This window comes from Achromobacter sp. 1011791174 (genome assembly GCF_059760925.1).
The window spans coordinates 1-26,297 of the sequence record NZ_JCBANH010000064.1 but is presented as its reverse complement, the minus strand read 5'-3'; the positions used below and the strand labels follow the sequence as shown (position 1 = coordinate 26,297).

The following is a 26,297-nucleotide window of genomic DNA, read 5'->3' as shown; positions in this document are numbered from 1 at the left end:
CCGGTTCCATCCGGAACGCCACATCGCCTCACCGAACTTACGGCAGCGGGGGCCGCGACTTTAGCCGCGCAACGGGATTAGATTGTCGACACGCCGGGCGGCAGGCTCGTCCCGCAGCGTGAACACCGCCATCATGCGGTTCATCGCCGCCGCCTGCGACAGCAGGTTTTCCGACGCGGCGGCCGCCTCTTCCACCAACGCGGCATTCTGCTGCGTGATGTCGTCCATCTGCGCGATGGCCTGGTTCACCTGCTCGATGCCCGCCGTCTGCTGGGCCACCGCCGCGCCAATGCCGCCGACGAGGCCCGAGACCTCGCGGATCTCGGTCACCAGGCCCTGGATCACGGCGCCCGCGCGCGACACCTTGGCCGCGCCGCCCTCGATCTGCTCGACGGACAGCTGAATCAGGTCCTTGATCTCGCGCGCCGCCGTGGCGGACTTCTGCGCCAGGCTGCGGACCTCGCTGGCGACCACGGCGAAACCCTTGCCCTGCTCACCCGCGCGCGCGGCCTCGACCGCCGCGTTCAGCGCCAGGATGTTGGTCTGGAAGGCGATGCCCTCGATCACGCCGATGATTTCCGAGATGCGGGCCGCGCTGCCCTGGACCGCGCCGATCGCGGCATTGGCCTCGCGCGCCGCCGCCCCGCCCTGGTCGGCCAGATCGGCCGCGCCCCGGGCGCGCTCGCCGGCGGCCAGCGCCTCGGCCGCGTTCTGGCGCGCCGTGGCCGTGAACTGTTCCATCGAGGCCGCGGTTTCCTCCAGGCTGGCTGCCTGTTCCTCGGTGCGACGCGACAGATCATGGTTGCCGGCGGCGATCTCGCCCGCCGCGCCTTCGATCGCGGCGGCCCCGGCCTGCACCTGACGCACCGTGCCGCTCAGTCCTTCGCTCATCCGGTTCAGCGACGCCAGCAGCCGGGCCGTCTCGTCGCGCCCCTGCGGCGCGGCGCGCGCGCTCAGGTCCGACTCGGCCACGCGCCGCGCCAGCGCCGCCGCCTCGACCAGCGGCCCGGCGATCGAGCGCGCGATCAGCACGCCCAGCGCGAGCGCGGCCAGCGCCAGGACAACCAGCACGCTCCACAGCGCGATCTGCTCGCGCCCGATCCGAGCCACCTCGCGCTCCAGCAGCCCGGTCGCCAGCGCCGTGGCGCCGTCGATCTCGCGGTACAGCGCCTCCAGCTGCGCGGTGGCCTTGCCGAAATAGCCGCGCCGCTCCTCGTCCGCCAGGCTCGCGGCGCGCGCCAGCGAAGCGCGCGTCAGTTCATCCATGCCGTCCAGCGCCTGCCGCACCCGCCCGGCGGCGGCATCGATCTGCGCCGCCAGCGCCGGCGCGCCGGTTCGCGCGCGTTCCAGGTTGCGCGCGATGTTCGCGCCCATGTCGCGCGCGCGCGCCAGCCCGGTGTCCACCGCCAGGCGCTGCGCCGCGCCCGGCTCGCCGGCCGCCAGCGCCGCCGCCGCGCGGGCGCGCACCTGGCCCAGCGTCTCGGCCGCCACGGGCAGGTCCTGATAGGCCGCCGCGATCAGCGCGGACGCGCCCAGGTCCGCATCGAGGCTGAGCTTGAAGTCATCCAGCAGCGTGTTCTTGAACAGCAGCAGTCGCGCGACCAGCGCGGTATGGCGCTCGAAGCTCGCGGGCGCGGCGATATCCGCGTCATCCACCTGCTTGCGCAGCGCGCGCCATTCCTGGGCCAGCGCATCGAGCGTGGCCAGCGCCGGGGCGGGCGCGGCCGCCTCGCGCAGCCGCGTGTCCAGCTCGCGCCATTGCGCATCGACGCCGGGCGCCAGCCGGCGTCGTTCCTCGCCCGCCTCGCGGCCCCCGTTCAGATGCAGGTTGGACAGCCCGCGATGCGCCTGCACCAGGCGCACGGCCTGCAGCAACGTGGCGACCGGGCGCGCGCCCGCGGCCTCCAGGCGCTTCTGCGCCGCGGTCTCCCACGACGCCTTGACGTACAGCAGCAACGGGACGGCGAACAGGATCAGGCTCAACCCACCCAGCAGCAGGAATTTCCGCTGTAGCGACAACATGCCGAGCAGACGTTTCATATTCGTACTTCCCTATCGTCTGGCCGGGCTTTCCACCATGTCTGGCGTGTCGTGACCGGCAAAACTCCTTCAACCCGCTTACGGCAGAGGGGTTGCAAACTATAGAGCTGCTTCATGGTCGGTTTGCCTTAAGTCAAACCGGCGCCGAATTTTCCGCGCCGCGCGGCCGGCGCGCGGGCGCGCCTGAGCTAAGCCTGCGCGCCGCCGAACACCATGCAGACCGGGCTGCCCGTGCGCGTTTCTCCCGGCATGCGCGCCAGCGCGCCGCTCGCGGCGTCGACACGGAAGGCGACGATGCTGTCGCTGTCCTCGTTCAAGGCATACAGCCAATCGCCGCCCGGCATCAGCGCCATGCTGCGCGGCGTGCGTCCGCCGGACGCCACGGCGCCGATCCAGGACAGGCGGCCGCTGGCCGCGTCGACCCGGAACGCGGCGATGCTGTCGTGCCCGCGATTCGACACATACACGCGTTCGCCCCGGGCATCGACCAGAATGGCGGCGGCGCGGTTGTTGCCCGTGTGCGTATCCGGCACGCTGGGCAGGATCTGCATGGGTTCGAGCGCGCCGCTGGCCGCGTCATACCGATAGACCGTCACGGTCGAATCCAGCTCATTGACGCAATAGGCGTGGGACGCCGCCGGGTGGAAGGCCAGATGCCTCGGCCCCGCGCCTTCGCGCGCCACGGCGACCGGCGACGCGGCGGCGGTCAACAAGCCATCCGTCCAGCGGAACGAGAAGATCCGGTCCAACCCCTTGTCCGGCACGATCACGTGGCGGCCATCGGGCGCGAAAGGATTGGCGTGCGGCTTGGCCTGCTTCTGCTCGATCCGATGCGGCCCCGGCGTCCCTTCCAGCGGCAGCAGCTGGCTGGCCGGCCCCAGCTCGCCATCGGCGCCGATCGGCAGCACGGCGACGCTGGCGCCGATATGGTTGGACACGATCACGTGCCGTCCCGTCGGATCGATGGCCAGATGCACGGGATTCAGGCCGCCCGTGTCCTGTCGATTCAGCGGGCGAATCCGCCCGTCGCCCTGATCGACCACGTAGGCGCTGATGCCGGTGGTGTCGCCGTGCACGGCATACAGCCGATCGCCGCGCGCGTTCAGCGCCAGGTAGGAGGGGTTCACCAGCCCTTCCAGCACCTGCGCGAGTTCCAGCCGGGCGCTGGCCGGATCCACCTTGAACACCGAGATGCCCGCGCCGCGCGCATTGCGCTCGCGCGTGGTGCGACAGCCTAGGTATGCGTACATGCGACCTCCCCGCCTTGCGCGGCGCTGGCCGCCGGATCCGTGTTCATGGCCACTTCCTCACTTGTCCGCCGTGATGTCGGCGCGCTCGACGATGGCGGCGTACTGCTTGCTTTCGCTGGCGATGAAGGCGGCGAACTCGGCGGGCGGCAGCGGCGCCGGCTCGCCGCCCTGCTCGCGCAGGCGCTGCGCCAACGCCGGATCGGCCAGCGCGTCGCGCACCGCCTCGTACACCCGCTGCACCACCGCCGGCGGCGTGCGCGCGGGCGCGTACAGGCCGAACCAGTTTTCCAGCGCGTAGGCCGACAGGCCCGGGGTCTCGGCGATGGCGGGGATGTCCCTGGCGAAGCTGGCGCGCGTGGCCGACGTCACCGCCAGCGCCTTCACGCGTCCGCCCTGGATGAAGGGCGCGGCGCCCGCGTAGCTGACGAAGGTCATGTCGACATTGCCGCTGGCCACGTCGGCCAGCTGGCCGGACGCGCCCTTGTACGGCACATGGACCATGGTGATGCCGGCCAGCGATTGCAGCAGCTCGCCGTTCAGGTGCTGCGGATTGCCCACGCCGCTGGTGGCGTAGGTCAGCGCGCCGGGCTTGGCGCGCGCGCGCTCGACCAGCTCGGCCACGCTGGACGCCTGCAGGGACGGCCCCGCCACCAGCACGTTGGGCACGCGCGTCACCAGCGTCACCGGCGCCAGGTCCTTCTCGGGCGAGTACAGCATGCGGCCCTTGTAGACGTAGGGATTGATCGCCGTCTCGCCGGCCGAGCCCAGCAGCAGCGTGTAGCCGTCGGGCGCGGCCTTGGCCACGTATTGCGCGCCCAGCATGCCGCTGGCGCCGGGCTTGTTCTCCACCACGATGTTCTGCTTGAGCGTGTCGCGCAGCTTTTCCGCCAGCAGGCGCGCGATGGCGTCGACGCCGCCGCCGGCCGAAAAGGGCACGATCAGCGTGACCGGACGGCTGGGATAGTCCTGCGCGGCGGCGGGCGCGGCAGGGATGAAGGCCCCCGCCACGAGCGGGGTCAGGGCGGCAAGCAGCCGTCGGGTAAATCGCATGGCAGTCTCCTGTGCCGGCATTGGGTTCGGGCTGGGACAGGTCCGCCCGCGCTGCGCGGTCCGGCCAGTCCTCTCTTTCTATATTGCATTTTTAAATCTTAAAATGCAATAATGCCGGCATGGATACTTTCCCCGATTTCACGCCCGCCACGCTGCGCGTGGGCGCGCGGGACTACCGCATCGTCGACCTGCCCGCGCTCGGCGCGGACTATCCGCGCCTGCCTGTGGTGCTGCGGCTGCTGCTGGAAAACGTCGTGCGCCACCAGCGCGGCGCGGAACGCGCGGCCACGGTGGCGGCGCTGTTCGACTGGTTGCGCGACGGCGCCAGCGAAGCGGAAATCGCCTTCCAGCCCGGCCGCGTGCTGATGCACGACACCACCAGCACGCCGGCGCTAGTGGATATCGCCGCCATGCGCGACGCGCTGGCCGAGGCCGGCGCCGACCCGGCCCTGCTCAACCCCACGCTGCCGGTGGACGTGTCGGTCGACCACTCGCTGGCGGTGGAGGTCCATGCCCGCCCGGACGCGGCCCGCGTCAACATCGGCCACGAGATCCGCCGCAACGGCGAGCGCTACCGCTTCCTGCGCTGGGCCGCCGGCGCGCTGCGCGGCGTGCGCATCCATCCGCCCGGCACCGGCATCATGCATACGTTGAACCTGGAACAACTGGCCGTGCTGGTGCGCGAGCTGGACCTGGGCGGCGAACGCTGGGCCGCGCCCGACATGATGATCGGCACCGACAGCCACACGCCCATGATCAACGGCATCGGCGTGCTGGGCTGGGGCGTGGGCGGACTGGAAGCGCAGACGGTCATGTTCGGCATGCCCACCATGCTGCGCATTCCCGACGTGATCGGGGTGGAACTGACCGGCGCCCTGCCTCCCGGCGCACTGGCCACCGACCTGGCGCTGACGGTCACGCAGCGGCTGCGCCAGATCGGCGTGTCCGGCGAGTTCGTGGAATTCTTCGGCCCCGGCGTCGCCACGCTGTCCGCCGGCAGCCGGGCCGTGGTCGCCAACATGGCGCCGGAATACGGCGCCACCACCGGCTACTTCCCGCCCGACGAGCGCACGCTGGACTATCTGCGCCAGACCGGCAGAAGCGCGGACGCACTGGACCTGGCGCGCGCCTACCTGCGGCGCAACGGCCTCTGGTTCGACCCCCAGGCCCGCCCGCGCTACACGCGCACCATCACCATCGCGCTGGACGGCATCGCCAGCCACGCGGCCGGCCCGGCGGACGGCCTGCCGGCCTATCCCGTGGCCATCGCCGCGATCACCAGCTGCACCAACACCTCGGACCCGGCGCTGCTGATCGCGGCCGGCCTGCTGGCGCGCAAGGCACGCGCGCGCGGACTGGCCGCCGCGCCCTGGGTCAAGACCTCGCTGGGGCCGGGCTCGCCCGCCGCCGCCAGCTACCTGCGCCGCGCCGGGCTGATGGACGATCTGTCCGCCATCGGCTTCGACATCGTAGGCTACGGCTGCACCACCTGCATCGGCAATTCCGGTCCGCTGCCCGAACGCGTGGCCCGGGCCGCGCAGGCTGGCCAGGTCCGACCCGTGGCCATCCTGTCGGGCAACCGGAACTTCCCCGGCCGCGTGCATCCGGATCTGGAGCTGGGGTTCCTGGTGTCGCCGCCACTTGTGATCGCCTATGCGCTGGCCGGCGACGCCGAGCGCGACCTGGACGCCGAGCCGCTGGGCGTCGACGCCGACGGCGCGCCGGTCCTGCTGCGAGACATCTGGCCCAGGGACGCGGAAATCCAGGCCTGTCTGGACGCCGGCCTGGACGCCGCCGATTTCGCGCGCGACTTCCAGGCGGCGCAGGCCAACCCCGACTGGCATGCGCTGGCGGCGCCCTCGGGCACGCGCTTTCCCTGGCGGCCGGACTCCACCATCCTGCGCCGTCCGCCCTTCGCGGCGCTGGACGCCGGCAGCCTGCTCGGCCATTACACGGCCCATCCGCTGCTGGTGCTGGGCGACGACGTCACCACCGACCACATCTCGCCAGCCAGCGCCATTCCGCCCGACAGCCTGGTGGCCGATTTCCTGGCGGCGCGCGGCGAAGACCGGCGCGACCTGAATGTGTTCGCCTCGCGTCGCGGCAACTGGGAAGTGATGCTGCGCGCCGCCTTCCACAGCCGCAGCCTGGTCAATCTGTACGCGCCCGTGGCGCCGGTGGCGCACACGCTGCACGCGCCCTCGGGCCAGACGCTGCCGCTATGGGAGGCCGCCGCGCGCTACCGCGACGCCGGGCTGCCGGTGGTGCTGGTCGCGGGCGAGCGCTACGGCACCGGATCGTCGCGCGACTGGGCCGCCAAGGGCCAGCGCCTGCTGGGCATCCGCGCCGTGCTGGCGCTGAGCTTCGAGCGCATCCACCGCAGCAACCTGATCGGCATGGGCATTCTGCCACTGCGCCTGCCGCCGCAGTGGGGCCCAAGCCGTCTCCAGCTCGCGCCCGGCGACCGCATCGACATCGACGCGCCGGCCAGCGCGCTGCGGCCGCGCGCCAAGGTGCCGGTGCGCGTGCTGCGCGCCGATGGCGGACAGCTCGCCTTCGAGGCGATCGCGGCCGTGGAAACGCAGCTGGAGACCACGCTGCTGGCCGCAGGCGGCGTGATGCCGCGCATCCTGCGGCAGGCGCTGGACACGGCCCCGGAGCGTCCGGACGCCGCATGAAACCGGGTTACAGTGGAGCGCATGAAATCGCAGAGCTCCATCGCCGCGCAGATCGTGGGCCTGATCCAGGCCGAGGCCATGCCGCCCGGTTCGCACCTGCCCGCGCAGATGCTGGCCGACCGGCTGCGCGTGTCGCGCTCGCCGGTCAACGAGGCGCTGCGCCAGCTGGCCGACAAGGGCCTGGTGGCGCGCATGCCGAACCGCGGCTATTTCGTGGCGCGGGATGCGCCGGACGCGCGGTCGCTGTCATTGGACAACACGCCGGATCCGGCGCGCGAGGCCTACTTCCGAATCGCCGACGACCTGCTGGGCGGCGCGCTGCCGGAGGCCGTCACCGAATCGCTGCTGCGCCAGCGCTACGGCCTGACGGCCAGCCAGCTGAACGCCGTGCTGGACCGCATCGGCGCCGAAGGCTGGATCGAGCGGCGGCCCGGCTACGGCTGGGAATTCTCGGCCATGATGCGTACGCCCGATGCGCTGCTGCAATCCTACCGGCTGCGGCTGGCGCTGGAGCCGGCGGCGCTGCTGGAACCCGGCTACCGGCTCGACCCCGCCGTGCTGGCGCGCTGCCGCCAGGCCGAAATGCACCTGCTGGACGGCGGCATCGAGACCGACAGCGCGGACCAGCTGCACGATCGCGGCGTGCGCTTTCACGAATCGCTGGTCGAAGCGTCGGGCAACGCCTTCTTCATCGACGCCATCCGCCGCGTGAACCGCGTGCGCCGGCTGCTTTCGTACCGCTCGATGCGCGACCGCAAGCGCTACCGCGAACACTGCGAGCAGCACCTGCGCATCCTCGACCTGCTGGAACGCGAACGCAACCAGGAAGCCTCGGATGCCATGCGCGAGCACCTGTCGAGCACGCTGCGCAACATCGCCCTGATCACCCCCCTCCTGCGTTCGCCCGACGCCGGGCATCCGAACGCGCGCCCCTGATCCGCGGGCATCGACCCGCGCGCCCGCCATGAACCCATCCATCGCCCTGGCCTTCTGCCCCACCGGAAAACTGCGTGCCGCGATCAATCTCGGCAACCCCATCCTCGCCCGCCTGGACGCGGCCAGCGGCCAGCCCGCCGGCGTCTCGGTCGACCTGGCGCGGGCCTATGCCGGCGAACTCGGCGTCGAACTGGAGCTGGTTGTGGTGGATGCCGCCGGCAAGTCGGTCGACATCGTGACGCAGGCGCAGGCGGACATCGGCTTTTTCGCCGTCGATCCCGTGCGCGGCGCGGGCATCGCCTTCACCGAGCCCTATGTGCTGATCGAGGGCGCCTATCTGGTGCGGCAGGACTCGCCGCTGCGCGCCAACGAAGAAGTGGACCGCGCCGGCCTGCGCGTGGCCGTGGGCAAGGGCAGCGCCTATGACCTGTACCTGACGCGCGAGCTGAAGGCGGCCGAAATCGTGCGCGCGCCGACCTCGCCCGCCGTGGTCGACACCTTCCTGGAACAAAAGCTGGACGTGGCCGCCGGCGTGCGCCAGCAGCTCGAGGCCGACGCGGCCCGCCGTGCCGGGCTGCGCCTGCTGCCGGGCCGCTTCATGGTGATCCGCCAGGCCATGGGCTGCCCCAAGGGCTATCCGGCCGAGGCCCAGCGCCACCTGGCTGATTTCGTCGAGCGCATGAAGGCCGGCGGCTTCGTCGCCGACGCGCTCGCGCGCCACGGCATCCAGGGCGCCTCGGTGGCGCCGGCGGCGGTCAGATCGGAATCGGCGGGCGCCTGACCTCGGGCTTCAGGCGCCTGGCCTCCTCGATGTGCCGGGCGGTGTTGCGCACGATGGCCTCCAGCACGCGCCGGCCCTTGTCCGCGTCGGCCACGGTAGCGTCGCCGCTGATGCCCGATTCATGTCCCCGCAGCATTTCCTCGGCGGTGATGCGCACCGAGATCACGTTCTGGTCGAACGGCGGCTGATAGGGCATGGGATTGGTCGGGAACGATCCGCCCGTCTGATGCGGCTTGCCCGGAGCGGCCTGCGACATGTCCACCAGGTCCGGCCGCCAGTGCAGCATGAACGAGGTCTCGCTGTCGCCGCCATGGCCGTTTTCCCCGGCCTGGCAGATCTCGCCGACTTCCCGGCGCGCGATCAGGCCGGCGTCGACCACGGACACATAGGCGCCAGTGGAAAAGCGCAGCTTGGCGGCGGCGATCTCCATCGGCGGCAGGTTGGCGATGCGGTTGCCGTTGACGAACACGATCTTCCTGAAGCCGTGGTGGATCAGCGATTCGCCGATATCCACCATCACGCTGATCAGCGTCTCGGGCCGGAAGGTCAGCGCGCCGCAATAGGCCAGGTGATGCGGCGACCAGCCCACGTGCTGCGGCGGCGCGACCAGCGTGCCGGTGGCCAGGGCCGCGCCCTCGGCCACGGCGATCGCCCAGCCGGTGTCGACCATGAGCGGCGTGTGGCGGCCGTGCTGCTCGGTGGCGCCGATCGGGACCAGGATCAGGTCGTCGTGCTTGAGATATTCCTGGACCGAAGTCCAGCTACGTTCGTGCAGCCAGGGGCTGGAGGTCAAGAGCATGATGATTCTCGCGGGATAAGGGATGGACTGAGGATAGGCAAGGCGGCGCGGTGTCCCGTCGGACGCCGCCGGCCTCACTGGAGCTTGATGCCGGCATCCTTGATGACCTGCTTCCATTTCACGTTCTCGTTGCGCATCAGCTGCGTGAAGTGCGCGACCGAACCGCCCTGCGGCAGGATGGACAGCTCGGCCAGCCTGGACCGCACCTGCGGATCCGCCAGCGCTTCATTGATGGCCTGGTTGAGCGTGTTGACGACGGCGCCGGGCGTGCCCGCCGGCGCCACGAAGCCCAGCCATTGATCGATCTCGAAGCCCTTGAGGTCGGGGTATTCGGTGACCGCGGGCACGTCGGGAAGGAAGGGAGACCGCGCGGCGCTGGTCACGGCCAGGGCCCTGAGCTTGCCCCCCTTGATGTAGGGCAGCGCCTCGGGCGCCAGCGCCACCATCACCGGCACATGACCGGCCATCACGTCCTGCAGGGCCGGCGCGCCGCCCTTGTACTGCACGCTTTCCGCGTCGACCTTGGCGTACTTCTTGTACATCTCCATGGCCAGGTGGCTGGGCGTGCCGGTGCCGGCGGTCGCGTAGCTCACGCGGTTGTTCCTGAGATAGTCGGTCAGCTGCGGCACGCTCTTGACCGGCGTCTGGGGATTGACCACGATGAAGCTCGGCATCTTGACCGCGGTCACGATGGGCGCGAAATCATGCAGCACGTCATAGGGCAGCTGGTACAGCCAGGGATTGACGGCCAGGCCGGCCATGGTCGCCAGCATGATGGTGTAGCCGTCGGCGGTGGACTTGGCCACGTAGGCCGACGCGATCTGCTCGCTGGCGCCGGGCCGGTTCTCGACCAGCACCGGCTGCCCGAACTTCGCGGCCAGCTTCTCGCCCAGCATGCGGGCCACCACGTCGGTCGAGCCGCCCGGGGCATAGGGCACGACGATCTTGAGCGGGCGCTCGGGAAAATCGGCGGCCGCCGCGCCAGGCGCGGCCACGGCCAGGACGGCCCCTCCCAGGATCGCGGCGCGCAACGTCGCGATCCAGCCGCCACAGGGGAATATGCGGTTCCTCATTGCGAACTCCTTGCGGATGGTCGCCGGCCCATCGTTCTCGGGCTTGCCGCCCGGCTACGACTTGTTGATATGGGTACTACCTGTGCAACGGAACAGCTTATGAATGCGCTTGCGCCCGCCCGGGAGGCAACGCCCCTCGCGTGGACAGGGCGCGGCTCAGGACGCCGCCGCCAGAATGGTCTTCAGCTGCGCGAGCAGCCCGGGCCTGGGAGCCGGGAAACGCTCGTCCAGCGCCGCCGTGCCCACCGTGAAACCCGCCGCGCCCGCGTCGCGCACGATCTGGATGCGGGCCGTGGTGTCGATGGAGCCGGCCATGATCACGGGCACGTCGGCCTGCCGGCAGACCTCGGCCATCAGCATCGGCACGTCGACGCTGGCGCGATAGGCCAGCAGGTCCAGCCCGTGCACGCCCGGCAGCGCGCCGATGCGGCGGGCGCTGGCGACGATCTCCTCCAGCGTGCCGCCCAGGATGCTGGGATGGCCGTAGACCTCGCCCGGAAACGGGTAGTAGCGGATGCGCGAGCCGGCCAGCAGCGGCAGCACCTCGTCCACGTGCGTGCCGCCCAGCAGGTAATCCACGCCCAGATCCAGCGCCACCCGCACCGACGTCAATTCGCTGTCCAGGTCCTGAGACACCACTTCCAGATAGCTGGACGCGCCCGCCGCCTTGATGCGCTGGTTCAGCCGCGCCAGCTCTTCCACCGGCTGGCCGATGTCCTTGAAGCCAATGTGGCGCACACCGGCCTCCAGCGCGGTTTCCAGATACTCGGCGGCTCCCGCGACGGTGCGGTCGTTGCGCGTCAGCATGAAGATGAAATCGGGATGGCTCATGGCGTCTGGTCCTTGGAATGGGCGGCGAGGCGGAAGGCGTAGTCGATGGCGGTCTGCAGGCTGGCCGGGTCGGCCTTGCCCTGCCCGGCGATGTCGAACGCCGTGCCGTGGTCGGGACTGGTGCGCACGAAGGGCAGGCCCAGCGTGATGTTGACGCCCTGGTCCAGGCCCAGGTACTTGACCGGAATCAGGCCCTGGTCGTGGTACTGCGCCACCACCACGTCGAAGCGGCCCTGGCGCGCCTGCATGAAGACCGTATCGCCGGGCCAGGGGCCGCTGGCGTCGATGCCCTCGCGCCGCGCGGCCTCGATGGCCGGCAGGATGATGCGGGCTTCCTCGTCGCCGAACAGCCCGCCTTCGCCGGCGTGCGGATTCAGGCCCGCCACCGCCACGCGCGGCGCGGCCACGCCCAGCGCGCGCCCGCCCTGGTGCGCCAGCCGGATGGCCGACATCTGCGCGTCGAAATCGGCGCGCTCGATGGCCTGGCGCAGCGAACAGTGGATGGTCACGAGCACGGTGGCGATGACGTCATTGGCCAGCATCATGGCCACGCGGCCGGCGCCGCCGCGATCCGCCAGGATCTCGGTGTGCCCGGGATACGGCACGCCGGCGGCGGACAGCGCCTCCTTGTGGATGGGCGCGGTCACCATGCCGGCCACGCGCCCGTCGCGGGCCAGGTCGATGGCGTGGCAGATGGCCTGATAGGCGGCCTTGCCGCTGGCCGGATCGACCCGCCCCAGCGGCGGCGGCGCCGCCATCTCGGACGACGGCAGCAGGCGGATGGCGTCCGGCTCGAAGGCCGCGGCGGACACGGCCTCGCCCACGTCGCTCACCACGCGCAGGCGATCGGCGGCGCCCAGCGAATCGAGCGCGCGCGCCATCACGGCGGCATCGCCCACCACCACGCAGCGCCGCGCGTAGTCGGGCTGCAACAGGGTCTTGGCGACGATCTCCGGGCCGATGCCGGAAGGGTCGCCCATGGTCACGGCCATGGGCAGAGCGGAAGCGGACATTGAGGGCTCCAGGAGAAAAGGGACGGTTATTGACCGAGCAGGCGCCAGGCGGCGGCGCGCAGTGTGTCGGGGCCGCCGAAGCCGCCCGCCTTCATCGCGAGCAGCAGCGAGCGGTCGCGGCCGGCCAGGCCGGTGACGCCCAGCGGAAAGCCGGGTTCCAGTTCGGACAGCAGCGTGAAGGCATGTATGCCCTGCGCGTCGAGCAGGGCGGCCATGGTATCGCCGCCGGTGGCGATCAGGGCGTCGAAGCTGTGCGCCATGAGCGCGCGGCGGGCCTGCCTGACCAGCCCGGCCAGCACCCTGGCCGAATCGCCGTCGGGTTGCGCGGGCGCCTGCAGGAACACGACGCAAGCGTCGGCGCGGATCTCGTCGGCGTCCTGGATGCGCTGCGCGCCGGCGGCCTGCAGCGCGGCGCATTGTTCATGACTGACGCGATTGGCGCTGCCCACCACGACCAGCACGCGCGACGCGCGGCGCGACGCCTGCGGCGCGGCGGCGCGCGCGCCGAGCTGGAAGGCGAGCGCCTGCGCCATGCCGGGCGACCCGGCCCACAGACAGGCGTGCAGGGACAGTTGCGCCACGCGGTCGTTCAACGCCTGCTGGCTGCTGGCGTCCAGCACCAGCACGCGCGCCTTGTTGGCGGCGGCGCGCAGTTCGGCCACGCTCGCATCCTCGGGCACCACGATGGCCGGTCCCAGGGCCGGATCGACCAGATCCAGGATGCGCGAGGTGCGCGCCGGATGCACGGGGTCCTGGCCATAGGAACTGGCGGCCACCAGCTTGCCGTGCACGTACTGGTTGCCGCCCAGCGTCAGCCTGCCCGCGTCGGGAAAGGCCGGCGCCACCACCAGCAGCTGGCGGCGGCTGGCGCGGAACGCGGCCGACAATTCTTCGCGCACATGGCCGCGCAGCGTCGAGTCCATGGTCTTGTACAAGGTGCCGCAATCGGCCAGCGCCCGCGCGGCGCGCCCCACGACCTGGCCGGCCTCGGCCTCGCCGAGCGCGCGGCTGCCGGTGTCGACCGACAGCACCGGCGCGTCGGAACGCGTCAGGCCGCCCCGGCTGATATGCGCCACGCCGGCCCATTCCATGAAAGGGCCGGCGCCGTCGGCGGCGCTGGTCAGGTCGTCGGCGATGATGCCGACCTGTTTCGCGGGGTCTTTCTGCGTATTCATATTGGTGATTAAAATGCAGATCACCAGGCAGAAAAATCCATACTTTCTGACTTTTTATGGTGATAGAACCTCACCAATGAAAACGACCCGACGCCCTTCCCTGAACGATATGCGCGCCTTCGAGGCCGTCGCCCGGCTGGGGTCCATGCGCGCGGCGGCCGATGCGCTGGCGCTCACCCACGGCGCGGTCAGCCGGCGCGTGGCCAAGCTGAGCGACGACCTGGGCCTGGAGCTGTTCGAACCCGCCGGCCGGGGCCTGCGCCTGACGGCCGAAGGTCAGGCCCTGGCCTCGGCCATGGGCCGGGCGCTGGCCCTCATCAACGACACCATTGATTCGCTGCGCGACCGCGACGCCAAGCGTCCGGTGGTGCTGTCCTGTGAACGCTCGGTGGCCATGCGCTGGCTGATCCCTCGGCTATCCGCCTTCCAGGACCGCCACCCGGAGATCGAGCTGCATCTATCGGTCGGCGGCGGGCCGCTGGATTTCTCGCGCGACCAAGTGTCACTGGCGCTGCGCCGGCTGGACTTCCCCGTGAATCCCGACTGGCGCGTCACGCCGCTGATGCGCGAAAGCATGGGACCGGTCATGACGCCAGCCCTGCTGCCCGGCTTCGAGGCCGGCGACTATGTGGCGCTGGCCTCGCGCACACGCCCGGCGGCCTGGGACGACTGGCTGGGCCGGCAGCCCGGCCGCGCCGCGCCGCGCGCCACGCGCTACCTGGACCACCATTTCCTGATCGTCGAAGCCGCCGCCGCCGGCCTGGGCGTGGCGCTCTGTCCGCGCATCCTGGCGCTGGACGACCTGCGCAGCGGCCGGTTGGCCGCGCCGCTGGGCTTCACGCCCGACGGCTCGGAGTATGGCCTGATCGAGCCCAAGACCGTGCCGCCCGGCGCGGCGCCGGCCCTGGCGGCGCTGAAGGACTGGCTGACCGGCGCGGCGCGCGAAGCCGACGCCTGAAGACAGCGTGGCCAGGCTGGCGGCTCGCGGTTGACGCGCGCCGCGCGCCTGCATAGGCTGCGCATTCCCTCCACCCGCACAAGGCATGGCGCATTCCATGGTCACCTGCTATCTCCGCTACGTCATCGACCCGTCCAAGCTGGCCGAATTCGAACATTACGGGAAACTCTGGATCCCGCTGGTCGAGAAATTCGGCGGCCGCCACCACGGCTACTTCCTGCCCTCCGAAGGCGCCAACAACATCGCGCTGGCGCTGTTCACCTTCCCCAGCCTGGCCGCCTATGAAACGTACCGGAATCAGTCCAAGGACGATCCAGCATGCGCGGCGGCGTTCAAGTATGCCGAAGACACACGCTGCATCCTGAGCTACGAGCGCAGCTTCTTCCGGCCGGTTTTCGGCTGATCACGGACGGGGCCGGCGCGCGCCGGACCCACGTCCGCATCGCGCTCAGGACAGCTCGCGTCCCTTGGTCTCGGGCAGCAGCAGCGCGGTCAGGATCACCATCACATAGGCCCCGGTGGCGAAGGCGCCGATGGCCCAGGCCAACCCATGCGTCTGGCTCAGGAAGCCCACCAGACTCGGGAACAGCGCACCGATGCCGCGCCCGAAGTTGTAGGCGAAGCCCTGCCCCGTGGCGCGCACCGAGGACGGGAACAGCTCGGTCAGGTAGGCGCCGATGCCGCTGAAGATGCCCGAGGCGGCGAAGCCCAGCGGAAAGCCCAGCACCAGCATCTGTTCATTGCTCAGCGGCACCTGCGTGTACAGGTAGACGCTGGCGGCCGACAGCACCGAGAAGATCAGCAGGTTGGCGCGCCGGCCCAGGCGGTCGGCCAGATAGGCGCCGACGATATAGCCGCAGAACGAGCCCAGGATGATGACCAGCAGATAGCCGCCCGTGTTCAGCACGGACAGGTTGCGCTCGGTCTTCAGGAAGGTCGGCAGCCAGGTCGTGATCGCGTAGTAGCCGCCCTGCACCGCCGTGCACAGCAAGGAGGTCACCACCGTGGTCTTGAGCAGCGCCGGCGAGAAGATCGCCCAGAAGGACGTGCGCTGCGCCGCGTCCTTCTGCCTGGCGAGGTTGCGCTGGAACACCTCGGGCTCGGGCACATGCTTGCGGATGTACAGCACCAGGAAGGCCGGCAGCACGCCGATCCAGAACAGGCTGCGCCAGGCCCACTCAGGCGGCAGCAGCGAGAAGGCCAGCGTGTACAGGATCGCCGCCGCGCCCCAGCCCACCGCCCAGCCGCTCTGCACCGTGCCCACGGCCTTGCCGCGATGCTGGGCGCGGACGATCTCGCCCATCAGCACCGAGCCGACGGCCCACTCGCCGCCGAAGCCCAGGCCTTGCAGCGCGCGCAGCACGAACAGCTGTTCGAAGTTCTGCGCGAAGCCGATGGCCACCGTGCAGACCGAGAACCACAGGATGGTGTATTGCAGCACGCGCACGCGGCCGTAGCGGTCGGCCAGGATGCCCGCGAGCCAGCCGCCCAGCGCTGAGAACAACAGCGTGACGGTGCCCAGCATGCCGGCCTGCCCCTTGTCGATTCCCCACAAATTGATGAGCGTGGAGATCACGAAAGTGAAGACCATGAAGTCGAGCGCGTCGACGGCCCAGCCGCCGAAGGCGCCGACGAACGTGCGACGCTCGGTGACACTGAGCTCTTTGTACCATTGCATGCGTATGCCTCTTTGATGTTGCAAGGGGAAAATGCGCGCGCGGATGCCGCCGCGGCGCGGATGAATAAGCGATGCGGGCTTGTCTGGCGCCCGCGCGGCCAGGGCGCTCAGACTGCCGGGAAGCCGTACAGCCGCTGCGGGTTGTCCACCAGGATGCGCTTGCGCACCTCCGGATCCGGCGCCCAGTCCGCCAGCTGGTTGCGCAGCCGGCCGGTGTCGACCATGCGCGTGATGTGCACATGTGGCCAGTCGCTGCCCCACACCAGCCGCTCGGGCGCGGCCTCGATCAGCGCCCGCGCCCAGGGCGTGACGTCGTCATGGCTGTCGTGGCGCTCGCTGATGCGATAGGCGCCGGACAGCTTGGCCCACCAGCCGTGTTCGCGCAGCAGATGGCGCATGGCCTGAAAGCCCGCGCTGTCCGTGCGCTGCGCCACCGGCATGTGGCCCATGTGATCGATCACGCCCGGCACCGGCAGCTTGCGCATGCGCGGCATCAGCTCGGGCAGCTGGCGCGCATCCATCAGGAACTGCATGTGCCAGCCCAGGCCGGCGATGCGCCGCGCCAGGGTCTCCATCGCGTCGAAACCGATGCCGCCGCCAAACAGCACGTTGATGCGCAGACCGCGCACGCCGGCGGCGTGCATGGCCTCCAGTTCGGCGTCCGTCACCGTGGGCGCCACCACGCCGATACCGCGCAGCCGGTCCGGATGGCGGCGCAGCACTTCCAGCATGTAGCGGTTGTCGGTGCCGTAGACGCTGATCTGCACCAGCACGCCGCGCGCCATGCCCTGCGCGTCCAGCATGGACAGATAGGACTGCTCGGTCGCGGGATGCGGCGTGTAGCTGCGCCCGGCCACCATCGGATAGGCCTGCGCGTCGGCCGCCACGACGTGCGCGTGCGTATCGCAGGCGCCCGGCGGAATCTCGAAGCTGGCTGCTTCGACCCGTTCCTGGGGCGGCAGGCAAAAGGGAACGTCCTGACCGGGACGCGTCGGACTGCTGCGCATGCTTTTCCTTCCTGAAGCTGACATACGGACGCCGGCGGATCGCGGCTGCGGGCCGACGCAACGGGCGCAATACTAGGTCCAATCGCGCACGAATGACTCGGTGAAAACCCTCGTCAAAAAGTGAACGAAATCAGACATCTAGAAGAGTTACGCCCTCCCCTCGCGCGCAATATTTCCGCTCATGAAGCTGCAACTTGCGGCCTGAACAATCCCCGCGTGACAAGGCGAGGCCGCGTCGCCGGACGCGCGGCATGGAGGACGATCCGATGGACTATCTGGTGGCGTTCTGGAACCTGGAAAACCTGTTCGCGCCCGAGGGCTACCCCGAGCGTGAACCCTGGCTGGCCGACAGGCTGCGCAACGACCTGCGAGGCTGGACCCCGGAGCTGTTCGAGCGCAAGGTGGCGCAGCTGGCGTCCATCATCGCGCGAATGGGCGACGGCCAGGGCCCCGACCTGCTCGGCGTCTGCGAGGTCGAGAACCGTCATGCCCTGCAGGCCCTGGCCGAGCGGCTCAACGCGCTGCTGCCGGAGCGCGCCTACGACATCATTCACGTGGACGCCGAACGCGAGCAACGCGGCATCGACACCGCCTTCATCACGGACGGCAAGCGGCTCAAGCCCAGGCGCAAGGAACTGTTCTCGCACTGGGTCATGCGCCGCACCGGCACGCGCGACATCACGCAATGCACCTTCGTCACCGCCGCCGGCAACGAACTGATCGCGCTGGCCAACCACTGGCCGTCGCGCTCGGCGCCGGCCGGACGCGGGCCGCAGTACTCGGCGGGCTTTCGCGCCACGGCGGGCGAAACGCTGGGCTACTGGCACGAGCGCATCCGCGAGGTGAAAGGGCCCGACGCGGCCGTCCTGGCCATGGGCGATTTCAACGACGATCCGTTCGACGCCTCGCTCACGATCCATGCCGGCGCCACGCGCGAGCAGGGCGACGTGGCGCGCGCGCAGAGCGCCCGGTTCTACAACCTGAGCTGGCGCTACCTGACGCAGGCCGCGGTCGACCATCGTGGCAAGGCGCGCGATCTGGACGGCACGCTGTATTTCAGCGGCGACGGCAATGTGTTCGACCAGATCCTGGTCGCGCGAGGTCTGCTGGCCGGATCCGGCGCGCTGCGCGCGCGGGTGGAAAGCGCGCGCATCGAAGCCTATCCGGAGATGGTGGACCATCGCGTCGGCGAAGGGCCGATCCGCTTCGGCCTGCCCAAGGGCGACGCCGCGCGCAACGTGAATGTGGATGGCTACAGCGACCACTTCCCGGTATCCGTGCGCATCGACGAAGCGGACTGAGCCGACGGCGGAGCGAGCCCGGGGCGCCGCCGGGATCACGGCCATGGCCTGTGCGCTCCCCGGCTCCGGGCGCGAAAACAACAATCGTTGCATTCGCGGCAAAGAGTTCAATTTTCCGACTTCGAATTACGATATATTTCAACGCATAACGACGCACCATCCGGCGACCGCCCCCAGCTTCATGGCCTGGACCGGACCACAACAAGAGCTGTTGCCCGACGCTGCGCGACAAGCAGGGCGGGCGCCACCGGGAGAGGGACATCATGCGTTCGCGTTTCGTCGTGGCCGCGGCATTGTGCTTTGCCGCCCTTTTCACCTCCGCGCAAGCCGCGCCAGCGGCGCAGGGCAAGAACCCGCTGAGCCTGGCCTACAACATCAAGCCCTGGACCGGCGACCTGGACGGCATGAAGAAGCGGCAGCAGGTCCGCGTGCTGGTGCCGTACAACAAGACGCTCTACTTCCTGGACAAGGGCGGCACGCAGCGCGGCCTCATCGTCGACATGATGACGGAGTTCGAGAAGCGCCTGAACGCCGGCGTCAAGGCGCACTACGCGCGGATCCATGTGGTCTTCCTGCCCACGCCCCGCGACCGGCTGATCCCGGACCTGCTGGCCGGCAAGGGCGACCTCGTCGCCGCCAACCTGACCATCACGGACGAACGCCGCGCGCAGGTGGACTTTTCCCATCCGCTGGCATCCGGCGTGCGCGAGCTCATCGTCACCTCGGCGGGCGCCCCGCCGCTCGCGTCGCTGGACGACCTGGCCGGCAGGGAGGTGCTCGTCAACCCGACCAGCAGCTATTACAGCAGCCTCAAGACGCTCAGCGCCGCGCTGCAGGCGCGCGGCAAGCGTCCCATCGTGATCCGCGACGCGCCCGGCGTCTTCGAAACCGATGACATCCTGGAGATGGTCAACGCGGATCTGGTGAAGATCACCGTCGCCGACCGCTATCTGGCCAATTTCTGGAAGCAGATCTTTCCCGGCATCGTCGTGCGCGAGGACCTTACCGTGGACGCCGGCAATGACATCGCGTTCGCCTTCCGCAAGGACTCGCCGCAGCTCGCCGCCGCGCTCAATCCCTTCATGGACGCGCATCGCGGCGACACCACCTTCGGCAAGCAGCAGTTCAAGAAGTACCTGATGTCGACCAAATGGGTGAAGCACGCGGCCGATCCGGAGGACCTGGAACGCTTCCATCGCCTGACCACGCATTTCCAGCGCTATGGCCAGGAGTACAACATCGACTGGCTGCTCATGGTGGCCCAGGGATACCAGGAATCCCGGCTGAACCAGAACGCCAAGAGCGCGGTCGGCGCGATCGGCGTGATGCAGATCATGCCCGCCACCGGCAAGGAGCTTCAGGTCGGCAGCATCCACGTCGAGCAGAACAATATCCGCGGCGGCATCAAGTATGTACGGCAGACGATCGACCGCTACTACGCCAACGAACCCATGACCGAGCTGAACAAGGGCCTGTTCGCCTTCGCCGCCTATAACGCCGGTCCCGGCCGCGTGAACAAGCTGCGCAAGGAAGCCGCCAAGCTGGGGCTGGATCCCAACGTCTGGTTCAACAACGTCGAGCGCGTGGCGTCGCAACGCATCGGCCGTGAGACGGTCCAGTACGTCAGCAATATCTACAAGTACTACATCGCCTATTCGCTGATCCGCGCGCAAGGCGAAGCCAATGACGCCGAAGGCGCGGCCAGCGGCGGGGTGGCGACCCGCTGACGCCGGCCGCACCGCGCGCGCTCCGCGTCCCCCCCGGACGCGCGGCGCGCGGCGCCCCCCCCGGCCGGGGGGCGCGCGCCGCCTTCTTCCCGTCTCTGCTATGGTCTGTCCTTCGCCGCCACGCCGTCCAGGACGCCATGCCCGCAACGCCCCCGCCAGACCTGCGCTTTCGCATCGCCGCCAAATCCGATTGCGACGTGATCCTGCGCGCGCTCCAGGAACTGGCGGCGTCGCTGGGCGTGCCCGAGCGCCTGCGCAGCACGCGCGCGGGCCTGGAGCGCCACGGTTTCGGTGAGCGGCCGGAATTCGAAGTGATGCTGGCCGAGGACGACGGCGGCTTCGCCGGCATGTGCCTGTACTTCCCCTTCTTCTCGACCTGGGTGGGCGAGCCCGGCATCTACGTGCAGGATCTTTATGTGGCCGCTGCCCGGCGCGGCGCGGGCATCGGCGAACGGCTGCTGCGCGAGGTCGCCCGGCGCGGGCAAGCCAATGGCTACACTCATCTCCGGCTGACCGTGGACGACGGCAATGCGGGCGGCGCCAAGTTCTACCAACGGCTGGGTTTCGAGAGATCCCCGGACGAGTATGTGCACAAGCTCGCCGGCGACGGCTTCCTGCGCTTCTGCCATCCCGACGCCGCCCCCGGCTGAGTCCCGCTTGATGGCGGCCGCAAGGCGCGCAGTCCGCATCGAATTCCACGGGCCTTGCGCACATGACGAACAACACACAGACCCAAGGAGCACGCTTGAACCCCGACGCCCTGAACGCCGCGATCCTCGCGCTGGACGCGCCCACGGCCCTGTGCATCGCCGGCGCCGGCGCGCCGCGTCCCTGGGGCATTGCCGCCGGCCTGGCCGACGTCGCCGCCGGCCGCGCGCTGACCGTGGACACGCCGTTCCGCACCGCCAGCAACACCAAGACCATGACCGCCGCCATCGCGCTGCGCCTGAAGGAGCGCGGCCGGCTGAACCTGGACGCGCCCATCGCCGGTCTGCTCTCGCCCGCGCACGTGGATCTGCTGCGATCGGCCGGCCACGCCTGCGACGCGATCACACCGCGTCAGCTCATGCAGCACAGCGCCGGGCTGTCCGACCATGCCGACGATGCCTATGTCCGCGACGTGCTGGCCGACCCGGCGCACGCGTGGACGCGCGGCGAGCAGCTGCGCCGCTACACGTCCCAACCCCGCCCCATCGGTCCGCCAGGCGCGAAGTTCCAGTATTCCGACACCGGCTACGTGCTGCTGGGCGAGATCATCGAACGAGCCGCCGGCGACTCGCTGGCCGCCGTCGCGCGCCGCGAACTGGGCTTCGACCGGCTGGGCCTGGCCACGACCTGGTGGGAAATCGCAGAGCCCGCGCCGGCGGGCGCCGCGCCGCGCGCGCGCCAGTTCCTGGGCAAGCGGGACGTGACCGACGTCAGCGCCACGATGGATCTCTATGGCGGCGGCGGACTGGTCATGTCGGCGCGCGATCTGGCGCGCTGGACCGCCGATCTGTTCGAAGGCCGCGTCTACGAACGCCCCGCCACGCTGGCCGAGATGCTGGCGCCCGGCGCCCACGAGGGCGCCGATGGCTACCGCCTGGGCCTGTTCGCCAAGCGCATCGGCGGCGCCGAGGTGTATTTCCACCTGGGCTACTGGGGCACGGCGGCCTACTACTGCCCGGCGCTGCGGCTGGCGATGGCGGGCTTCACCGCGAGACGCGAGACGCGGACGGGAATGCTGGCCGTGATGGAAAGCGCGCTGGAAACCGCGCTGCTCGATCCCGATCCCTTCCTCAATACGCCGGCACCGCTCGCCTGATCTTCTCCAGCGAGTCCTCCAGCACCGCCATGTCCACCGAGCCCAGCGCCAGCCGGATCGCGTGCGGCACCTGGGACGTGGTGGCGAACGGCTCGGCGGTGGTGACCGCCACCTGCTGGCGCTGCAGCGACATGGCGATCTGGTCGGCGCGCGCCTCTTCCGCCAGCGGGATCCACAGGAAGTACGACGAGGGATGCGCGACCACCGGCAGGTCCGCCAGCACACGGCGCGCCAGCGCCTGGCGCACCCGCGCGTCCTCGCGCTTGGCCTGCTCCAGCGCCGCCACCGTGCCGTCCTCCATCCACATGCAGGCGATGGCGGACATGACGGCGGGCGTGTTCCAGGTGGAACTGCGGATCACCCGCTCCATGGCCGGCAGCCAGGCATCGGGCGCCGCGATGAAACCGACCCGCAGGCCGGCCGCCACGCTCTTGGACAGGCCGGACACATAGACCGTGCGCTCCGGCGCCAGGGCCGCCAGCGGCGCCGGCTGCGGATGCACCAGATAGCCGTAGACCTGATCCTCGATCACGATCAGGTCGTGGCGACGCGCGATGTCCACCAGCCGCCGCCGGCCCGCCAGATCCAGCACCCAGCCCAGCGGATTGTGCAGCGTCGGCATGCAATAGATGGCGCGCACGCGGCGCGCGCGGCACAGGCGTTCCAGCGCGTCCAGGTCCGGTCCCCCGGCGCTGACCGGGACCGGCGCCAGCTCCAGGCGCTGCGCCTCGGCCACGCCCTTGAAGCCGTAGTAGGTCAGCGCATCCACCGCCACCACGTCGCCCGGCCGCAGCAGGGCGGTCGCAGCGACGGCCAGCCCATGCTGGGCGCCACAGACGATCAGCACGCGCTCGGCCGGCGCCCGCAGTCCGTGCGTGGCCAGATGGCGCGCCGCGACGGCGCGTTCATGGGGCCGGCCGCCATGCGGCTGATAGCGCAGCAGCGCGTCCAGGTCGCCGGACTGCGCCAGCTGGCGCAAGGCGGCGCGCAGTTGCTCGGCCTGGCCCGGCAGCGACGGGTAGTTGAAGCTCAAGTCGGCCATGCTGGCGGCGGCAGTCTGCGTGTCCGTGCCCAGGAAGGCCGGCCATTCCGGTTCGCGCACGAAGGTGCCGCGGCCGGTCTCGCCGCTGACCAGGCCCATGGATTCCAGTTCCGCGTACACACGCGAGGCCGTGACCAGGGCCAGCCCCTGGCTGGCGGCGAGCTGTCGGTGGGTGGGCAGGCGCGTGCCCGGGGCCAGGCGGCCTTCGCGGATATCGGCGGCGTAGGCGTCAACCAGCTGCTTGTAGCGAGCCTGTGGCATGGGCAGATGTATCCATGACAATTGTTTGATTGTACTGATCCAGAAGCATAGCATTGCCTCGGCAGGATCCGCGTTCCCCCGAACGGCTCCCCTGCCGGCAGCGGCAGCCGTCCTGACGGCTTGCCGCCGCCTTTTTCCAGCAACGCCATTTTGCGCAGGCAATCATGCAACAGACAGCTATCTTGCGGAACAAGCCGGACGACCGGACCGCGAGCGGATGGATCAACGGTTTTCTCGGCGTGCTGATCTTCAGCGGCTCGCTGCCCTCCACGCGGGTCGCGGTCCTGGAGTTCGACGCCCTCTTCCTGACGGTGGCGCGCGCCACCATCGCCGGCCTGCTGGCCGTCGCCGTGCTGTTCCTGTTCCGGCAGAAGCGGCCGGCGAGGCAGGACATCATCCCGCTCATCATCGTCTCGCTCGGCGTGGTGGTCGGCTTTCCGTTGCTGACGGCGCTGGCCCTGCGCCACGTGACCTCGGCGCACTCGATCGTCTTCGTCGGCCTGTTGCCGCTGGCCACCGCCATCTTCGGCGTGATCCGAGGCGGCGAGCGGCCGCGCCCGGCATTCTGGCTGTTCTCGATCCTGGGCAGCCTCTTCGTGGTCGGCTTCGCGTTGACCCAGGGCGTCAGCGCCTCGATCGAGGGCGACCTGCTGATGCTGGCGTCCATCGTCGTCTGCGGGCTGGGCTATGCCGAAGGCGGCCGGCTGTCCCGCACGCTGGGCGGCTGGCAGGTGATTTCCTGGGCGCTGGTGCTGTCCTTGCCGGTGATGGCGGCGATGAGCTGGGCGCTGGCGCCGGCGTCCTTCGCCAACATCAGCGCGCCGGCCTGGATCAGCCTGGGCTATGTGGCGCTCTTCAGCATGTTCATCGGCTTCGTGTTCTGGTACCGGGGCCTGGCCCAGGGCGGCATCGCCGCCGTCGGCCAGCTGCAGCTGCTGCAGCCCTTCTTCGGGCTGGCGCTGGCGGCGGGCCTGCTGCACGAGCACGTCAGCGTGGCCATGCTGGGCGTCACGGTGGGCGTGATCCTGTGCGTGGCCGGCGCCAAGAAGTTCGCCAGGTAAAACCGCGGGCGGACGCGCCGGCCCGGCAGCCGGACGCGCTCCGCCCGCCCCGGTTCAGGGCAGCCCGTGCGCGATCTCCAGCACGCCGTTGATCACGAACTGCACGCCCATGCAGACCAGCAGGAAACCCATCACGCGCGAGATCGCTTCCACGCCCTCGTGGCCGATCAGCGCCACGATCTTGCCGGCCGAGGTCAGGCAGATCCAGAAGATCAGGCCCAGCAGCGCGAACACCACGATCGGCACCACCGCCAGCACCCAGGCCGGCACATGCGCCAGTTCATCGGAATTCATCGACGAGGCCGCGCTGATGATCATGGCGATGGTGCCCGGCCCCGCCGTGCCCGGCATGGCCAGCGGCACGAAGGCGATGTTGGGGGCGGCGCCGCGCCGGGCCGCCGCGTCCGTCTGCTCGACCTCGGGCGCGTCCTCGGGCTGCGCCTTGGGGAACAGCATGCTGAAGCCCAGCACCATGACGATCAAGCCGCCCGCGATGCGCAGCCCGGGTATCGAGATGCCGAAGGTGCTCATGATCCAGGCCCCGGCGTAGTAGGTCACCAGCATGATGCCCACCACATAGCACGCCGCCTGGCGGATCTGCCGCGCGCGCTCCTTGTACGGAATATGCTGCCCCAGCGACAGCAGCATGGTCATGGAAGTCAGGGGATTGGCCAGGGGCAGCAGGATCACCAGGCCCAGGCCGGTGAGCTTGCCGAGCAGGAACAGGTCGTTGAGCATGGACGGAACCGGAAGACGGGAATCGGAAAAGCCGCGCGGCCATGCGCGGCGCCAGTCCCTATTGTGGCCCAAACCCGACATTGCTTTTCCGCTTGACCCTCACGTAACGTAACGCTCCAGAGTTCGGTCTGCGCCACTCACGGAGGGAAACGATGCAGCTGAAAGTAGGTGAACTGGCCAAGCGCAGCGGACTGACGGTCCGCGCGCTGCACCACTATCACGCGATCGGTCTGCTCAGTCCCTCGGCGCGCGCCGAGAACGGCTACCGGCTGTACGGCCGCGACGACATCGCCCGGCTCCACCAGATCCAGGCGCTGCGCCGCTTCGGACTGTCGCTGGCCGAGATCGGCGCCTTCCTGGACCAGCCCGGCGTCCCGCTGGCCGGCATCGTGGCGCGGCAGATCGCCGCCCTTGACCGGCAGATCGAGCAGGCCGCGCAACTGCGCGCGAGACTGGCGCAATTGCACGGCCAGCTGCTCGGCGGCGCGGAACCGGAGCTGGCCGATTGGCTCAACACTCTGGAACTGATGACCATGTACGACAAGTACTTCTCGCAAGACGAACTCGACCGCCTGCCCATGTACCGCAGCAGCCAGAGCGGCTCGCCGGACGCCGACTGGCTGGCGCTGATCGCCGAGGTGCGCGCGCAGATGGACGCCGGCGTCGCGCCCGAGGCGCGGCGACCGCGCGAGCTGGCGACGCGCTGGATGACGCTGCTGGTCCGCGACACCGGCGGCGATCCGCGCCTGCTGGTCAAGCTGAACGCCATGTACGAACGCGAACCGTCGATGCAGGAACATGTCGGCATCTCGCCGGCCATGCGCGACTACGTGCTGCGCGCCTTCTCGGAAAGCAAGCTGCTGATCTATGAGAAGTACCTGACGCCCGAAGAGATCCGCCATCTGCGCGCGCACTACGACGACCGCGCCGCCGAGTGGCCGCAACTCATGGCCGACGCGCGCGACGCCATCGACGCTGGCCACGCGCCGGGCTCTCCCGCCGGCCTGGCCCTGGCCCGCCGCTGGATGACGCTGTTCAGCAGCTACGCCGGCAAGGACCCCGCCACCCACGCCAAGTTCCGGCAGGCCACGATG

The 26,297-nt window shown here is 70.0% G+C and carries 23 protein-coding genes; 11 read left to right on the top strand and 12 right to left on the bottom strand.

Annotated elements, in window-relative coordinates; translation table 11 throughout:
- Positions 1-60: 60 nt before the first annotated feature.
- From AC6LJ5_RS20355 to AC6LJ5_RS20345, 3 genes are all read right to left on the bottom strand, one after another.
- On the bottom strand, positions 61-2,040 hold the full coding sequence (locus AC6LJ5_RS20355) for a methyl-accepting chemotaxis protein (RefSeq protein ID WP_498141430.1): 1,980 nt from the start codon (positions 2,038-2,040) through the stop codon (positions 61-63).
- A 188-nt stretch (positions 2,041-2,228) separates the two neighbouring features.
- Positions 2,229-3,290 (bottom strand): lactonase family protein, encoded by a 1,062-nt coding sequence (locus tag AC6LJ5_RS20350; protein WP_498141429.1) that lies wholly within the window; start codon positions 3,288-3,290, stop codon positions 2,229-2,231.
- A gap of 57 nt (positions 3,291-3,347) precedes the next feature.
- Entirely contained in the window at positions 3,348-4,340 is a 993-nt protein-coding gene (locus AC6LJ5_RS20345; RefSeq protein ID WP_498141428.1) for a Bug family tripartite tricarboxylate transporter substrate binding protein, read from the bottom strand.
- Between the two features lie 119 nt (positions 4,341-4,459).
- On the opposite strand from AC6LJ5_RS20345, the gene AC6LJ5_RS20340 reads away from it, so the two are divergent.
- From AC6LJ5_RS20340 to AC6LJ5_RS20330, 3 genes are read left to right on the top strand one after another with little or no spacing between them, the layout of a single operon-like run.
- Positions 4,460-7,018, top strand: coding sequence for an aconitase family protein (locus AC6LJ5_RS20340; RefSeq protein ID WP_498141427.1), 2,559 nt, complete (start codon positions 4,460-4,462; stop codon positions 7,016-7,018).
- Positions 7,019-7,039: 21 nt separating this feature from the next.
- Positions 7,040-7,954, top strand: coding sequence for a GntR family transcriptional regulator (locus AC6LJ5_RS20335; protein WP_103276072.1), 915 nt, complete (start codon positions 7,040-7,042; stop codon positions 7,952-7,954).
- A gap of 28 nt (positions 7,955-7,982) precedes the next feature.
- Positions 7,983-8,735, top strand: a complete 753-nt coding sequence (locus AC6LJ5_RS20330) for an ABC transporter substrate-binding protein (protein ID WP_498141426.1) — start codon at positions 7,983-7,985, stop codon at positions 8,733-8,735.
- Here AC6LJ5_RS20330 and AC6LJ5_RS20325 read toward each other — a convergent pair.
- From AC6LJ5_RS20325 to AC6LJ5_RS20305, 5 genes are all read right to left on the bottom strand, one after another.
- Positions 8,710-9,534, bottom strand: coding sequence for a creatininase family protein (locus AC6LJ5_RS20325; protein WP_392411173.1), 825 nt, complete (start codon positions 9,532-9,534; stop codon positions 8,710-8,712). The two genes, AC6LJ5_RS20330 and AC6LJ5_RS20325, sit on opposite strands and share 26 nt — an antisense overlap.
- 74 nt (positions 9,535-9,608) lie before the next feature.
- On the bottom strand, positions 9,609-10,607 hold the full coding sequence (locus tag AC6LJ5_RS20320) for a Bug family tripartite tricarboxylate transporter substrate binding protein (protein WP_392411171.1): 999 nt from the start codon (positions 10,605-10,607) through the stop codon (positions 9,609-9,611).
- Between the two features lie 156 nt (positions 10,608-10,763).
- A complete protein-coding gene (locus AC6LJ5_RS20315) occupies positions 10,764-11,438 on the bottom strand; it encodes a beta/alpha barrel domain-containing protein (protein ID WP_103276076.1) in 675 nt (224 codons plus the stop codon).
- Complete coding sequence (gene pdxA, locus AC6LJ5_RS20310; RefSeq protein WP_392411170.1) at positions 11,435-12,451, bottom strand: 4-hydroxythreonine-4-phosphate dehydrogenase PdxA; 1,017 nt, start codon at positions 12,449-12,451, stop codon at positions 11,435-11,437. Before pdxA ends, AC6LJ5_RS20315 begins: the two co-directional genes overlap by 4 nt.
- Before the next feature lie 26 nt (positions 12,452-12,477).
- Positions 12,478-13,626, bottom strand: a complete 1,149-nt coding sequence (locus tag AC6LJ5_RS20305; RefSeq protein ID WP_103276078.1) for a four-carbon acid sugar kinase family protein — start codon at positions 13,624-13,626, stop codon at positions 12,478-12,480.
- Positions 13,627-13,702: 76 nt separating this feature from the next.
- Here AC6LJ5_RS20305 and AC6LJ5_RS20300 point away from each other — a divergent pair, with 76 nt between their 5' ends.
- Positions 13,703-14,584 carry a LysR substrate-binding domain-containing protein gene (locus AC6LJ5_RS20300; RefSeq protein WP_498141425.1) on the top strand — a complete coding sequence of 294 codons (882 nt, stop codon included), beginning with the start codon at positions 13,703-13,705 and terminating at the stop codon, positions 14,582-14,584.
- A 97-nt stretch (positions 14,585-14,681) separates the two neighbouring features.
- Positions 14,682-14,987, top strand: a complete 306-nt coding sequence (locus AC6LJ5_RS20295; protein ID WP_103276647.1) for an NIPSNAP family protein — start codon at positions 14,682-14,684, stop codon at positions 14,985-14,987.
- Between the two features lie 45 nt (positions 14,988-15,032).
- Here the strand turns inward: AC6LJ5_RS20295 and AC6LJ5_RS20290 are convergent, their stop codons facing one another.
- Both AC6LJ5_RS20290 and AC6LJ5_RS20285 read right to left on the bottom strand, forming a co-directional pair.
- Positions 15,033-16,262, bottom strand: coding sequence for an MFS transporter (locus tag AC6LJ5_RS20290; RefSeq protein WP_103276080.1), 1,230 nt, complete (start codon positions 16,260-16,262; stop codon positions 15,033-15,035).
- A gap of 107 nt (positions 16,263-16,369) precedes the next feature.
- The gene (locus tag AC6LJ5_RS20285; RefSeq protein WP_392411166.1) at positions 16,370-17,269 is read right to left on the bottom strand and encodes an amidohydrolase family protein; all 900 of its coding nucleotides are present in this window, start codon (positions 17,267-17,269) and stop codon (positions 16,370-16,372) included.
- Between the two features lie 251 nt (positions 17,270-17,520).
- Between AC6LJ5_RS20285 and AC6LJ5_RS20280 the strand changes: the two genes are divergently transcribed.
- The 4 genes from AC6LJ5_RS20280 (at position 17,521) to AC6LJ5_RS20265 (ending at position 22,101) form a co-directional block, all read left to right on the top strand.
- Positions 17,521-18,570 (top strand): endonuclease/exonuclease/phosphatase family protein, encoded by a 1,050-nt coding sequence (locus AC6LJ5_RS20280; protein ID WP_233772555.1) that lies wholly within the window; start codon positions 17,521-17,523, stop codon positions 18,568-18,570.
- A 263-nt stretch (positions 18,571-18,833) separates the two neighbouring features.
- Complete coding sequence (locus tag AC6LJ5_RS20275) at positions 18,834-20,297, top strand: MltF family protein (RefSeq protein ID WP_103276082.1); 1,464 nt, start codon at positions 18,834-18,836, stop codon at positions 20,295-20,297.
- 137 nt (positions 20,298-20,434) lie between these two features.
- Entirely contained in the window at positions 20,435-20,947 is a 513-nt protein-coding gene (locus tag AC6LJ5_RS20270; protein WP_199770919.1) for a GNAT family N-acetyltransferase, read from the top strand.
- 95 nt (positions 20,948-21,042) lie between these two features.
- Positions 21,043-22,101 (top strand): serine hydrolase domain-containing protein, encoded by a 1,059-nt coding sequence (locus tag AC6LJ5_RS20265; protein WP_233772557.1) that lies wholly within the window; start codon positions 21,043-21,045, stop codon positions 22,099-22,101.
- Here AC6LJ5_RS20265 and AC6LJ5_RS20260 read toward each other — a convergent pair.
- Positions 22,076-23,404, bottom strand: a complete 1,329-nt coding sequence (locus AC6LJ5_RS20260) for an aminotransferase-like domain-containing protein (protein ID WP_103276083.1) — start codon at positions 23,402-23,404, stop codon at positions 22,076-22,078. The two genes, AC6LJ5_RS20265 and AC6LJ5_RS20260, sit on opposite strands and share 26 nt — an antisense overlap.
- A 164-nt stretch (positions 23,405-23,568) precedes the next feature.
- Here AC6LJ5_RS20260 and AC6LJ5_RS20255 point away from each other — a divergent pair, with 164 nt between their 5' ends.
- Positions 23,569-24,465: a DMT family transporter gene (locus AC6LJ5_RS20255; protein ID WP_498141424.1), complete on the top strand. Its 897-nt coding sequence runs from the start codon at positions 23,569-23,571 to the stop codon at positions 24,463-24,465.
- A 54-nt stretch (positions 24,466-24,519) separates the two neighbouring features.
- Here AC6LJ5_RS20255 and AC6LJ5_RS20250 read toward each other — a convergent pair whose 3' ends face one another.
- On the bottom strand, positions 24,520-25,203 hold the full coding sequence (locus AC6LJ5_RS20250; protein WP_498141423.1) for a MarC family NAAT transporter: 684 nt from the start codon (positions 25,201-25,203) through the stop codon (positions 24,520-24,522).
- Positions 25,204-25,355: 152 nt separating this feature from the next.
- Between AC6LJ5_RS20250 and AC6LJ5_RS20245 the strand changes: the two genes are divergently transcribed.
- On the top strand, positions 25,356-26,297 hold a 942-nt coding region (locus AC6LJ5_RS20245), incomplete at its 3' end, for a MerR family transcriptional regulator (RefSeq protein WP_498141422.1).